A 14,823-nucleotide genomic window follows, 5' to 3' on the forward strand; every position below is an offset into this window, starting at 1 on the left:
ATTTTTCTAATTAAAAAAGAATTTTATATAAATTAAAACATTTTAGTTTATTTTAAACAGATAATACAATAACCAATAAATACATTTAAAAAAGATTTTATATTTATAAATAAAGGAAACAGCTTAAAAAAGCTGTTTCCTTTATTTATAAATAGAATTTGTAATTAATTATCTATAATTTTAAAATACTTTTAAAAAGTTGAAAAGCTAGTTTTTTATTTCCTATTCTTGTGGAAAAAGCAGTGGCACTACCACAAGCAACTCCCATTTTTAAAGCTCTTTCATAGTTTTTTGTTTTAATAAATTCAAATAGAAAACCTGCAATCATACTGTCACCAGCACCAGCTGCATTTATTAATTTATAATTTCAATTTCCAATGTTACATATTTCTGTTATCTTATCATTGATTAAAATTGCTCCATCCGCTCCCATTGAAATTAAAATATTTTCTACACCTCTTTCAAGAATTTTTTTACCAGCTTTTATAACATCATTTATATTATTTATTTCAATTCCTAAAGTTAATTTTAATTCATCTAAATTTGGTTTTATTAAAAATGGTTTCTTATCGATAGCATAATTTAATGCTTCTCCATAAGAATCAACTATACATTTAACTTTTAATGAATTTGATAACTCTACTAATTCAGAATAAATTTTTTTATCTACTTCTTTTGGAATACTTCCAGTTAGAACTAAATAATCATTTTTCTTCAAATTATTTTTTAAATAATTTATTAATTTATTAATTTCTAATTTATCAATACTAGAGCTTTCTACACTACATTCAGTTTGCTGAGCATCAATTAATTTTAAATTAACCCTGATATTATTTTTTGATTTAAACTTTTTGTAACTTATTTTATTTTTATCAAGTTCTTTATAAAAATAATTTTCAAAATCTCCATTAGTAAATATTAAAGATTCATTTTTTACATTTAAATTATTTAACATCATACTAATATGAATTCCCTTACCAGAAGGATACATTTCTACTGCTTTTGGTCTATTTGTTTTATTTTTTACTAACTCATCAAATAATAAAATATAATCAATTGTTGGACTTAAAGAAACTATATAAATATTTTCTTGCATCTTTATACCCTCTTAATTTGAATTAAATTTTCCTTAATTTCCAAGTCATAAATATCATAGTAATATTTATTTCTATAAAAATTAAAATCTTCATTCATTATTATTTCCATTTCACTAATTTTTTTATCAATAAGTAGATAGTGTTCATTTTTTTTACTTATCAGTATTAATGAACTTTCTTTTATTTTATTTTCAACTTCTGTTATTTCTATTTCTAATTTTTTAATTTTGTTTTCTAATTTACTTTTTTTAACTAAATTTATTTCCAGATTACTATCTTTCATTCCTTTTTTATTAAATAAATCTGCTTGATTTTTTTCTTCTATAATAATTAGTTTATCCAATTTGTATTTCAAGTTTTTATTTTTAATAATTAAGTTATAAATTTTTTTACTAAAAAAATTTAAAGTGTTTAAATTTTTAACATTAACTAAAAGATCTCTATAATAATTTCTTAATATTTTTTGACGATCGGATTTAATATTTTTTAATAAAGAAATTATATTTTTTTTATTTTTTGAATTATATTTTTCATTTTCTAAATCTTTAATAAACTGATTTACTTTATTTTCTAATTGTAAATCAACTTTTATTAATTTTACTTTTGCTTGTTTTATTGCTTCTATTAACTCAGCGTCTTTGATTTTTTTTTGATTTAATTTATTAAAATAATAAATTAAATTTTTCGCAGAAAAGTCAATTTCTTGATTCAAAAATTTTTCTTTAGAAAATTTTTTTGTTGTTTTTAAAGCTAAAACTTTTTCACTTTTTTCTTCTTTTCAAAAGAAGAAAGTAAATGCAATTCCTAATCCAAAAGCAAATAAGTCAATTAAAATAGCTAGTGCTAAAGAATTAGTATAAGCTAAAAACCCAACAATACCACCTAATCCTGCTAGATTATCTAATTTAACTTGAAAAATTCCAATCACTCATCCACCAATTGCTCCTGCCAATGTACCTGTAATAAAAGGTAAGCCTTTTGGAAGATTGACTCCATAAATACATGATTCAGTTGGTCCAGAAATAATTCCTGGTAAAGCTGCTGCAAAACAAGCAGATTTATCAATTGTTTTTTTAGATTTTAATCCAACTGCAATAGTTGCTCCCATTTGAGCTCAAGCTGCTGCAAATGCTGCTGCTAAAAATAAAGATGGATTACCTTTTTGAAGATCTGCAATTGCTGCAAAAAATAATATGTTATGAACACCAAGAACTACTAGTGGTTGTCAAGTTAAACCAACAACCATTGCTCCTAAACCAATTGGCAAATTCATAAATCAATTAAAAACATTCAATAATAAATTTTCAATGACTCCCATTATTGGTCCCATTATAAAAAATGCTAATAATCCTCCAAGCAATAGTATTAAAAATGGATTAAGTATAAAATCGGCCACTGGATTAAAATGCTTTTCCATAAGTTTTTGAAAATAAGCAATAATAATTCCCATAACAATAAATACTAAGATAGTTGAATAAAATGGTTTTATAGAAATATTTCAAGTCCCTAACTTAAATAGTTCAATTCCACTTTCAGGGATAATTGGTGTTATCATTAATAATCCTAAAGCAATTGCAATTGCTGGTTTCCCACCCAAATATCTTACTGTTGATCAAATTGCAATAACACCCATCATTTTAAAACCAGTACTAGCAATAGCGTTTAAAATAACATCAAAAACATTATAATCTTGACCAATAATTGCACTTTCAATAGTTGGGTCATTTACTAAACCAGTTCGTAAAAGAAACTGTTGCAAAGCCATAATTAATCCTACTCCTACTAAAAATGGAATCAAAGGTCCAAATATTGCAGAAACTGATTTTATAAGTCTTTTTCATAAAGAAAAATTATTTAAATTTTCTTGTTGTTTAATTTTAAAATTATCAGTATTATTAGTTTTAAAATTATTTAATTGGTTTTTAAGAATTGATGTTACTTTTGAGACCTCTTGGCCAATAATTAATTGTAATTCTCCATTTGACCAAAGTGCCCCCTTAATATTTACTATCTTTTTAATTTCTTTTAAATCAACTATTTGGGGATTAAATAGTGTCAATCTCATTCTTGTAGCACAGTGGTATACATCCTTAATATTTTCCCCACCACCGATTTTGTCAAAAATATTTTGTATTAAAACTATACTTCTTTCTTCTTTACTCATTTCATTTAATTTTTTTTATAGTTTAAAATAAAATTTTAATCTATAAAAAAATATTATTCCTTTCTTAACTAGAAGGAAAATTCTCACTGATCAATATTGTTTCTTTGGATACTTCAACTTTAATTCTATTGCGTGACTCAAATTTAGTTGAGTCCATTAAAATATAAGATTTTTCACAGTTTTTAAAAACTTTTTCTTTAATCATTGCTTCTTCAATATTAGTTGTATAAAATTCATTCTTATACAAGTTATTCATACCAATAAAGGCTTTGTCAAAGTAAAAGTTATCTAAAAATTTTAAAGCTAATTCACCTGCAGTTGCATGTGTTGAGGGAATAATTGTACCTCCAACCAAGCAAACTGTTATATCATTTTCTAAAAGTTCTAAAGCAATAGAATAACCATTGGTAACTACTTCTACTTGTTTGCCAATTAAAAACTTAATCATATGTTTAGTAGTTGTTCCAGTATCAATAAAAATTAGATCTCCATCTTCAATTAAGTTAGCAGCTAATTGTCCAATTTTATTTTTAAAATCAATATTTAGACTAGCTTTTTCTTCATCAAAAGATTCTCTCAAAATCATTTTTTGATTATTGTTTAAGGATTTAGCTCCCCCATATACTTTGATTAAACGTTTTTGTTGGTGTAGCTCTTTTATATCCATAATAATTGTTTGTATTGTTGAATCAGTCATCTCTGATAAAGTTATATTTTTCATAAATCCCTGTTTATCGATTAATTCAACAATTAAATTTCTTCTTTCATCTTTAAGCAAAAATATTCCTCCCACTTTTATAGTACATTATATTGTTAAAAAAGTTTAAAAAAGTTTAAAAAAGTTTAAAAGGTAGTAAGATATTATTGAGTAGAAAGAAATGAGGATAATAAATGAAAACTAGTTTAAAAATGCAATTATTAAAAGCTAAAAAAGAAGGATATGCTTTGGCAGCTTTTAATTTTGACAATCTTGAAATGATGAAAGCAATTATTGAAGCAGCTGAAGAAGAAAACTCTCCTGTAGTTTTAATGGTAACTGAAAGTGCTGCTAAATATATGGGTTTAGATTATGTTTTTGCTTTAACCTTAACAGCTGTCAATAATGCCAAGGTCCCTATTGTTTTACACTGAGATCATGGCTTTGATATTAGTTTAATTAAAAAAGCAATTGACCATGGTTTTTCTAGCGTAATGTTAGATTCATCTTTAAAACCCTTTGATGAAAATATCAAAGAAACGTTAGAAGTTGTTAATTATGCCAAAAATAAGGGAGTTGAAGTAGAATCAGAAATTGGTCACGTTGGAGGAAAAGAAGATGATAGAAACTCAAAAGCAAATGGTTATACTAATGTTAATCAAGCAATTGAATTTAATAATCTAACAAAAATCGATGCTTTGGCAATTGCAATTGGAACAAGTCATGGTTTATTTAAAGGTGAAGTTAAACTACAATTTGATTTATTAAAAGAAATTGCAGCAAAAATTAAAACTCCATTAGTTTTACATGGTTCAAGTCAAGTACCTTTGAAGGATTTACAACAAGCTATAAAATTAGGAATTACAAAAATTAATATTGGAACTGATTTAAAAATTGCTTGTTCAAACGCATTAAGACAATGATTTAATGAAAATCCTAATGATTTTGATGCAAGAAAATATGGTAGATTTGCAATTGAAGCAATTAAAAAAGAAGCAATTAAAAAAATTAGAGCATTTGGTTCTAGCAATAAAGTTTAAATATATAGATATATTTCATAAGTAAAAAAAAAAAAAAAAACATATTTTGCATTTAGTATCATTTGCAGAATATGTTTTTTATTTAATTTAATAATAGTATTTGTTTATTAATTAGTTGAGCTATCTTATCTTAAACAAATTTAACTAATTCCTTGTTTCCAAGTGCTTTTGTTGACATAGTAATTTCTTTTAAATCAATATGGAAATTTAAATAACCATATCTAAAAGTTAATACTTTATGATTCATTGATTGATTTTTATCATTTCATTTTATATTAATTCCAATTTTTTCATTTGCTGATCAATCAAAAATTGTATCTTTTCTTTCTGAAGGTGATGTTGAATCTAATGCAGCAAATACCATGAAATAGTTTGAATTGTCTAAAATATTTCCTTTATCAAATAATTTAGCCTTACTTTGTTTGTAAAATTCTGTATTACTTAATGAGAAAGCATCACGGAAATGAACTTGTGAGTTTTTATCTTTAGCTTTATCATTTGGAAATCTACTAGTCATTTCTTTTGTTAATTCTGAAGCTTTTAATGCAACTAAGAAATCATCTTGTGAATTATGTTCTGGGTATTTATAACCATGATAAACTCCAAAAACTTCATGTCAAGCTTTCAAACTATCTACAGTAAATTCAGACATTTTGTCTAAAATCTGTGCATCAGTTTCATCAAGACCAACAAAATAATTTATAGCTATTCTAAAATCAGGTAATTTATGAATATAAGCACCTTTACCTAAATTAATTGATAATCCAGTTAAATTAACTCACCCTAAAGCTGTAGAACTTTTAAATTCTTTTGTATCTTTAACTTTATTTTCTATATCTATATTATTTCTAGTTAAGAATTCATCTTTATTTAAGTCGAAATTTTGCTTTCATTTTTTTAAATTTGCTGTTTTAAAATAATTAGTTGCTAAATTATTTTTTGTTTCTGATTTACTTGGATCATTTCTAAAAACAGTATCTAAAAGAATTCTTCCATCATCATCGTCATAATTATATTTTATAGATTCACTATCATTATAATTTTTTCATTGATTTACTGTATAAGACATTGAGTGTCTTTGCATTTCTGAAGATTTAAAAATTAAGTCTCCCTCAAATGAAAGTGGTAATGTATTTCCTACTTTATCAAAATAATTTACTTTAATAAAATCAATTATAGAGCTTTTAAAACCATTTGTTGCTGAATCAGCTTCATAATACTTTTTAATTTCTTTGTCTAATCTTCCAAAACCATCAGATGATTTTTTGCTTCCTTTAATATCATTTCAATTTAAATTTGTATGTTTTCTATCCTCTGATTTACTAGATAAAAAATAATCCTTAGCAATATTTTTATAAAATTCATCACTTGCTTTTTTTAGAGAATTACTATTTGTTGAAGTATATTTAAAATTATCATCAATAGTGAAACTTTCAACTTCATTTTCACCTTTATATTGAATTTCAATTTTATAATTAACAATTACATTTCCTAAGTAAAGTTTATCTCCATCATTTGATAAATGTGACAAGATTTCTAATGAACTTCAATCAAAAACAATATTTTTAAATAAATCATTTACATCATTTAAAATGACTTTATATTCAGTTACATTTTTTAATTTATTTAAATCAGTTTTTAATTGATCAAGTTCTAAAACTTTATAAATATCTTTTTCCAATAATATTAAATCATATGGGTCAAGTTCACTGGCTTTATTACCAGTATTTTCTATTATTTTAGTTTGATTTAAAAATTGATATTGTTTTTCAGTATCTGGAAGACCAATCAAATTTTTATAAACATTATCATTAAGATGTTTTGTAAAAATCTCATCTACTTCGCTCTTTAATTTTTTAATTATAGCTTCATAGTCCACACCTGGACCAGTAATAGGATCTGTTGTACCAGAACCACCACATGCTACTACTGTTGCACTACTTGTAGCTACAAGACTTATTGTTCCTAATAAACTTAATAACTTTTTCATTTGTTTCCTCCTTGATTATTTTAAAATAACCATAATTTGAGTTTAGAGAAGAAAAGAAAAAAGGCAATTTTTATAAATAAATTTTGAAAAACAAAAAATTTTTTATTTTTTAGTACATTTTATTAAATTTATGACACTTTAATAAAACATTTTTTAAAAAAATAAACATATAAGTAGTTTTTTTAAATATAATTTTAATTGCATGTATTGAAAAATTAATTTATAAGATTACAAATTAAAAGTGGTATTTACTTTTTTAAAGTTTATTTGCGAATATATCTGCAAATAATTTTTCTATTCTAAAAAAACTTAATAATTATAAACTTAAACTTTTTGCAACACTTATAATTTATAATAATTATTTTAAATTTATAATTAAAAACATTATGAAAGAAACTTGAATTCAGCATTCTTATAAAAATTTTAATATAGAATAAAAAAAAATATTTTGTATTGTTAACAAAATATTTTTTTAAATAAATTTAACTAATTCCTTATTCCCAAGTTCTTTAGCTCCCATAGTAATTTTATTTAAGTCAATATGAAAGTTTAAATAACCAAACCTAAAAGTCATTACTTGATTATTCATTGTTTGATTATTATTATTTCATTTTAAATTAATACCAATTTTATTATTTGCTGATCAATCAAATGCAGTATTTTTTCTTTCTGAAGGTGATAATGAATCTAGTGATGCGAAAACCATATAATATCATGAGTTTTCCAAAATATTTGCTTTTTCAAATAACTCATCATGATATTTATTAAAAATCTTTGTATTGCTTAAAGAAAAAGCATCACGGAAAAAAACTTGTGAACTTTTATTTTCATCTCCTTCTGTTGGAAAAATTTCAGTCATTTCCTTAGTTAATTCAGATTTTTTTAATGCTATTAAAAAATCTTCATCTGAATTATGTTTTGGATATGGATAGCCATGATAAACTTTAAAAACTTCATGTCAAACTTTTAAAGTATCTAAAGTAAAATGAGACATTTCATCTAAAATTTTTGCATCACTTTGATTAAAATCAACAGAATAATTTACAGCTATTTTAAAATCAGGCAATTGATGAATATAAGCACCTTTCCCTAAATTAATTGATAACCCTGTTAAGTTAACATAACCTAAAGCAGTTGATTTCTTATACTCATCTTTTTCTTTAATTTTATTATTTAAATCAATATTTAAACTTCTTAAAAAATCATCTTTAATATTTTCATAATCTTTTTTTCAAATTTTTAAATTTGAATTTTTAAAGTAGTAACTTGATAAATTATTTTTTGATGTTATTTTTTCTGGATCTTCTCTAAAGACAGTATCTAAAAGAATTCTTCCATCATCTTCTTTATAATCATATTTTATAGATTCACTATCATTAAAGCTTTTTCATTTATTTACTGCGCTAGACATTGAGTATTTATTCATCTCTGAAGTTTTATACATTATCTCTCCCTCAAATAAAAGTGGTAACTTATTGTTTTGTTTATCAAAGTAATTTACTTTAGTAAAATCTATGATAGATTTTTTAAATCCATTTGTTTCAGAGTCTGTTTGATAATATTTTTTTAATTGTTCATCTATTCGTCCAAAGCCATCAGATGATTTTTTATTACCTTTTATATTATCTCAACTTAAATTTGTATGTCTTCTATCAGTTTCATTATTTGATAAAAAATAATCTTTTGCAATATTTTTTGAAAAATCATCATTTGCCTTTTTTAAAGAATTACTATTTGTTGAAGTATATTTAAAATCTTCATCAATGATAAAAGTTTCTATTTTTTCTTCACCTTTAAATTGAATTTCAACTTTGTAATTAACAAGTACATTTCCTAAATAAAGTTTATCTTCATCATTTGATTCATAAGATAAAATTTTTAAAGAACTTCAATCAAAAAGAACATTTTTCAATAGATTATCAACATCATTTAAAATAACTTTATAATCATCTATAATTTTTAATTGATTTAAATCAGAAATTAATTGATCAAGTTCTAAAACTTTTTTAATATCTTGCTCTAATAATTCTAAATCATATGGGTCAAGTTCTTCTGCACTTTTATTACTATTCTCCATAATTTTAGTTTGAGTTAAAAAAGAATATGCAGTTTCTGTATCAGGAATGCCAATTAAATTTTTATAAACATTCTCATCAAGATGCTTTGTAAAAATTTCATTCACTTCCATTTTTAATTTTTTAACTAATGTTTCGTAATCGATTTCCTTTTCACGATCTTTTCCACCTGATTCACATGCAATAACAGTTGTACTACTTGTAGCTATAAGACTTATTGCTCCTATTAAACTTAGTAACTTTTTCATTTATGCCTCCCAGATTATTTTTATAATCACTATCAACTTTAAAGAAAAAAAATAAAAAGGCAATTTTTATAAAACATTTCCAAAAGTAAAAATGTTTTTTTACTAAATCTATTTAAATCTTTTATGACACTTTAATAAAACATTTTTAAAAAAAATAAACATATAAGTAGAAAATTTTTAATATCATTAGTAATTTTAAAACTTATAAATGTATTTAGGTATTTTTTAAAAAATAATATAGAAACAAAAAACACATTCTATAATTAACAGAATGTGTTTAAATTATCTAATTTGTTTTTTGTCATATTCAAAATAAATTGACAATGAATACATAATTATTAATCCTAATGAAAAAATCATAAAGATTAAATAATCATAAGTGTAGTCATTACAATATACTGATATTGCTGTTATAAAATTAATAGAACTAAATACAATTCCAATAATATTTCAGCTTAAAGAAGTTTTTTGACTTTCTGCTTTAATTGAATACACACAAGCTAAGATATCAACAACAACTCACAAACTTCACAATAACATTAAAAGAACTGTAGTGATTAACTTTACACTCAAGTGCATATTATCATTTACTGCCCCATTTAATCCTGTTGAAATAATAATGATACTTTTAATTGATACAACAATAAAACAAAAGATAACTTTTGTATAAAAACTAATTCAATATTTTGACATAATTTGTTCCTCCACTATTAATTTAATAGAAATGAAGAAATAAAAATGTCATTGAAAAACAATGACAGGTTAAATTGAATTTAAAATATCTTGACGTTGCTTTTGATATTCTTCTAAAGAAATCAATTCGTTTTTATACAACTCTTGTAACTTGATTAAACGTTTACTGGTTTTTGATATTCTGACGCGATTTTTATTAGTAAAATATAAAGTTAGAAATAATATAATTTCTATACCAATGGTAATAGTTAAACAAATTGAAATAATAACAAAAGTATAAATAATTGTACCTTGTATTAACCTTGCCAACACTGATGTAAAAAGTATTCACAACATTAACATTGCAAAATTGACAATTATTATTTTTAATAAGCTTGTTAATTTTTTATCTAAACTTACTTTTGAAGTAATCATTAAATATTCATAATCTCTTAAATTGTAATCATTAAATTCATCAATTTTTATTATTTCTTTTTTAACTCTATCTTTATTAGTTATAATTCCCTCTTTAATTATTTGAATAGCTTTTTTATTATTAACTTTATTAATTGATCTTAAAATTAAATAATTAGATGAAATAATTTTTTCACTATCTTCTTTTTTAGCTAATATTAATGTATAAGGATAATTTAAATAAACTAATATATCATTTTCTTTAATAAACACTTCTCTTGGTATTTCTTTACAAAAATCTCTCATATTATTTGGAAAAACACTTATTTGTTTAAAATTATTGCTTGAGCAATTTTTACAATCACTTAAAAAATGTTCACTTCTGTTTAAAACAGTTCCTCTTTTTATAGAAAATAAATCAATTAATTTCATATTTTACCTCAACTTTAATATTTTACATTCAAAAATTAGAAACCAAATCTTTTTTTATGTTCTAATGTGTAATTGATAAAATTTTCATTTATTAATTCTTTATTAATTTTTAATTTTTTTGTTGTAATTTTTACTATATATTTAAATTCTTCTTCACTACATTTTTCTGTAATATGAAATCTATTTTCATGAAATATAATATAACCATGCTCAAATAATTTATCATGATTTGAACAAAATCAAAAACCATTATCTCCATCTACAATTTCTTTGTATTTTTGTTCCAAAGAAATATTTTCTTGATTCTTTATATCTGAAAATCTTTTAATATGTGCTCCCACAATTAAACTAGGATTATTGCAATCACAAAGTATGCATTCTTTACTTCCATATTTTGATATTAAATTATTATGATAAATCAATGAATATCTCCTTATAGCTTCTTGAATTTCTGGTAATGTTGGTGTTTTTTTATTTTCAAAAGTAATATCTGTTTTATAATGTACTTCTTTAAAAATAGCATTTAATTCCTCAGTTGGAACTTTCTTTGAATTTATTCAACCTTTAAAAAATATTTTTTTATTAATTTTTTTAATAAAATTTAAAAAATTTTTATCCATTTTAAATTCTTTAATTGAATATATATTAATTTGCCCTTTAAAATATATTGAACAATAAATTATTATTAATCAAGCTTCTCCATTATTAGCTGCACCAAAATTTAGTAATAACGAAATTTCATTAGCATCTAATAATTCTAATAAATTTGATTTATTAGATGAGTTCTTTTTTGACAACTCGTTTCTATAATAACTTAAATTTTCAATATTTTTCAGTTCACAATTAAAAATATCATCTTGAGCGTATACATTCAGAACTTCTTTATTGAAACTTAAACTTTTAAATATATTTCTAATCATTTCAATATGTAAAGAGCAACTTAAACTAATATTTTTATATTGTTTAAAAACAAATAATACAAAATTTTTATTATCCATTTTTTTATCAACAAACATTTGCATAAAACTTATAAATCCTTGAGAAATAAATATATTGCGAGAATCAGCTTCATATTCTCTTGAGGTTAAAATAAAATCACACTCTAAAATTTTATCATTTTCATATCTGATAATAATTGCTGTAAATTTTGTTAATTTAAAATTTTCATTTTCTATTGAAAAAAAATTATTATCAACTATTTCTTTTACACAATTTTCTAATTTCATTGTTTTTATTAATTCTTTTAATAGCTTATCATTCGCTAATATTGAATCTCTTTTAAATACTATTTTTATATTACTCATAATTTTTTATTATAACTTCCCTTCTATCTTTAGTCATATTATTAGGACAATTAACTAATTTATAATTATTTTTTGATATTCATTTTTTTAAAATTTCATTTTTATCACCCTTATGAATAAGAACATTTGATAACATAAATTTTGCACCCTTAGAGTTAATTCTATCAATAAAATTAAGTAGCTTTTCTTCCTCTATTTTATTTCAACCTTTAAATCCCCTCTTTCCATCATTATAAGAAGCTGTTGTAATTAAATATGGAGGGTCAAGGTATATAAACGTATTTTTATCAATAATTTCTTCATAATATTCATATGAATTTGATTCAACAGTCAAATTCATTTTCTTAATTTTGTTTGAAAATGATATTATTTTTTCTCGTACATTATGATTAAAATCCGACAGCCCAACTGTATTATTAAATTTTAAATCTGAATTAAATCTAATTTGATTTGAAAAGCCAAATATTATTAGTATAAATAAAATAAAACTACTATTATTTTTATTATTATAATATTCTCTTAAACGATTATAATTTTCCTTATTATTTTTACTTAAAGAAAATTTTTTAATATAAAAATTTAATCTTTTAATTATATCAGATGATTTTTTATCTTTGAACATTCTAATTAAGTCTGCTACTTTAAAGTTATAATCATTATATATAACATTTTCAAAATTACAATTAATACCTACATTGAATCCTCCGCCAAAAATATCGATAAATTTGAGATTTTTATTTTTAGGAAAATGTTCTTTTAAAAAACTAATAAGTTTATATTTGCTACCTGAATAATTTAAAGGAGATTCATAGATTACATCATCAAACTTTTTCTTTTTTATTAAAAAAAGATATTCTTTATTTTCGTCATTCTTATTTTTAGAAACTGAGTTAATATATTTTTTATAATTAATTTCTTTTAAAATTACTTTTTCATCTTTAGAAAATCTCATTAACATTTTTTCAAATACTTTTTTATCTATTAACCCTTTATTACTATAACTAATTAAAAGATTTTCAGTATTTATATCACTTAATAATGAAAACATTGCTTCCTCTGCAATAATTTTTTTGGAGAAATCTGAAGATCCAATCTCCTTAGCTCTAGAACCCGTTACTCCACTAACTTCACTTTTTTCGTTTTTAGATATAGTTTCAAGTAAATGATATTGATGAGAATATTGTTGAGAAGTATATGGGGGATCTAAATATGTTAGATATATTTTATCTTTTTGAAGAACTCTTACGACCTCCTCAATTCTATTATTAAATAATATAGGCTTATGTAAATAATTAATTTTTCTTTTCTTAAATTTCTCTATGTCCAAATATAGCGATTTAAAAAATCTAGGGTCTTCTTTTTTTAAGAATGCGCCATAAACGCCAGCAATATTTGATATTCCTGAAATTCCTTCAAGTAAAATTCCCATTAAAAACGAAAATTCAGAGTATTCAATTTCATCATTATTAAAACTTTTATAGATATCGTTAACAATAAAATCAATTCTTTTTGAATTTATTTCAGAAAAATACTTTCTGTTAGCTTTTGGAGAGTAAGTATTATATATGTAACCCTCCAAAATATTATTTTCATTATTATAAATATTTAGCTTATCAATAATTTTATTAGTAATATCACAAAAATACATTTCTGTAAGAATTTTAGAAAAAAATAAATAATCATTCGCTGTTACTTTTGCTCCATGGTTTGCAAAAAAACCTGTCATTGAACCAGTACCTGCAAAACCATCAAAAATATATTTATTCTTTAAATGCAAATTATTTGATTCTAAAAATAATAAAATTTCTTCATGTAATTTATCCTTATTTCCTAAATATCTCATTAAATTCTTCCTCCAAATTATTAAAAAGTTTTATATCTTTGAGACCAGAAAAATCAAAGTCAATTGTATAATTAATGACCCTATCATTTTTTATAATAATTGAATTATTAAATTTCTCTAGATTATAGACTTTATATTTAATATTACTTAAATTAAATTTAATATTATTATAAAAATCTCAATTTGCTTTATTTTGAAAAAAAATGTGAATAAAAGAATCTTCATTTATATATTCAGACACGTTTTTATATAAATCCAAAATATTTGTTAAAATCCCTTCTCTATTTAATCTAGTCGTTATAAACAATGTATTTTTATTGTCTATTTGATCTTTGCCAATTTTATATACATTATCATTCTTTTTTGTAGTTGATTTAACTTCTATATAATAATCCTTTTCTTTAATATAAAAATCTTTTTTTGAATAATTATAACTTCTATAATTTTTACCTAGAAATTTTCATTTTCATATTACTGCCAATTCGGCGTATATACCTTGTAATTCAAGAAAATCAGGTGCTAATACTTTTTGAATAAAATTTTCAATAAATTCCAATAAATTGTAGATACTTTTATAATTATTAATAAGTTTAGTAATTAACTTAAATGACTCTTGAATAATACTTAGTTCGATATTATTATTAAAGGCTAGTACTTCACCCTCAAATTGAATACCTTCAATTTTACCTACAGCTTGTCCTATATAATTAAAATTTAAATATCTAAAACTTTCATTTGAATTACTCTCTTTTTTAAGGATGAATCACCTTTTTTCCTTAGTAAACTCCTGAATCTCTTCCACCAAATACAAATTATTATTATCATTTTTATTAATAAATTTCTTCAT

General features: G+C 22.4%; 11 protein-coding genes. 1 reads left to right on the forward strand and 10 read right to left on the reverse strand.

The window, feature by feature from the left end:
* Window positions 1-172: 172 nt before the first annotated feature.
* From SCANT_RS03365 to SCANT_RS03375, 3 genes are all read right to left on the reverse strand, one after another.
* Window positions 173-1,096 (reverse strand): 1-phosphofructokinase family hexose kinase, encoded by a 924-nt coding sequence (locus tag SCANT_RS03365; RefSeq protein WP_053946317.1) that lies wholly within the window; start codon window positions 1,094-1,096, stop codon window positions 173-175.
* A 2-nt stretch (window positions 1,097-1,098) separates the two neighbouring features.
* Window positions 1,099-3,261: a PTS transporter subunit EIIC gene (locus SCANT_RS03370; RefSeq protein WP_053946318.1), complete on the reverse strand. Its 2,163-nt coding sequence runs from the start codon at window positions 3,259-3,261 to the stop codon at window positions 1,099-1,101.
* 64 nt (window positions 3,262-3,325) lie between these two features.
* A complete protein-coding gene (locus SCANT_RS03375; protein ID WP_053946319.1) occupies window positions 3,326-4,039 on the reverse strand; it encodes a DeoR/GlpR family DNA-binding transcription regulator in 714 nt (237 codons plus the stop codon).
* 113 nt (window positions 4,040-4,152) lie between these two features.
* Here SCANT_RS03375 and SCANT_RS03380 point away from each other — a divergent pair, with 113 nt between their 5' ends.
* Window positions 4,153-4,998: a class II fructose-bisphosphate aldolase gene (locus tag SCANT_RS03380; protein WP_053946320.1), complete on the forward strand. Its 846-nt coding sequence runs from the start codon at window positions 4,153-4,155 to the stop codon at window positions 4,996-4,998.
* Between the two features lie 130 nt (window positions 4,999-5,128).
* On the opposite strand, the gene SCANT_RS05455 is transcribed toward SCANT_RS03380, so the two are convergent.
* The 7 genes from SCANT_RS05455 to SCANT_RS03415 all read right to left on the reverse strand — a co-directional run bounded on the left by SCANT_RS05455 (window position 5,129) and on the right by SCANT_RS03415 (window position 14,823).
* Window positions 5,129-6,988 (reverse strand): lipoprotein, encoded by a 1,860-nt coding sequence (locus tag SCANT_RS05455; protein ID WP_053946321.1) that lies wholly within the window; start codon window positions 6,986-6,988, stop codon window positions 5,129-5,131.
* Between the two features lie 472 nt (window positions 6,989-7,460).
* Entirely contained in the window at window positions 7,461-9,311 is a 1,851-nt protein-coding gene (locus SCANT_RS03390) for a lipoprotein (RefSeq protein WP_053946322.1), read from the reverse strand.
* A 282-nt stretch (window positions 9,312-9,593) separates the two neighbouring features.
* Window positions 9,594-10,004, reverse strand: a complete 411-nt coding sequence (locus SCANT_RS03395) for a hypothetical protein (RefSeq protein ID WP_053946323.1) — start codon at window positions 10,002-10,004, stop codon at window positions 9,594-9,596.
* 69 nt (window positions 10,005-10,073) lie between these two features.
* The gene (locus SCANT_RS03400; protein ID WP_053946324.1) at window positions 10,074-10,829 is read right to left on the reverse strand and encodes a hypothetical protein; all 756 of its coding nucleotides are present in this window, start codon (window positions 10,827-10,829) and stop codon (window positions 10,074-10,076) included.
* Between the two features lie 35 nt (window positions 10,830-10,864).
* Entirely contained in the window at window positions 10,865-12,133 is a 1,269-nt protein-coding gene (locus SCANT_RS03405; RefSeq protein WP_053946325.1) for an HNH endonuclease signature motif containing protein, read from the reverse strand.
* Window positions 12,126-13,976: a Dam family site-specific DNA-(adenine-N6)-methyltransferase gene (locus SCANT_RS03410; RefSeq protein WP_053946326.1), complete on the reverse strand. Its 1,851-nt coding sequence runs from the start codon at window positions 13,974-13,976 to the stop codon at window positions 12,126-12,128. Before SCANT_RS03410 ends, SCANT_RS03405 begins: the two co-directional genes overlap by 8 nt.
* Window positions 13,957-14,823: a hypothetical protein gene (locus SCANT_RS03415; RefSeq protein ID WP_053946327.1), complete on the reverse strand. Its 867-nt coding sequence runs from the start codon at window positions 14,821-14,823 to the stop codon at window positions 13,957-13,959. The genes SCANT_RS03410 and SCANT_RS03415 overlap by 20 nt, the downstream gene beginning before the upstream one ends.

It is taken from the genome of Spiroplasma cantharicola, assembly GCF_001281045.1.
Classification (GTDB): domain Bacteria; phylum Bacillota_I; class Bacilli_A; order Mycoplasmatales; family Mycoplasmataceae; genus Spiroplasma_A; species Spiroplasma_A cantharicola.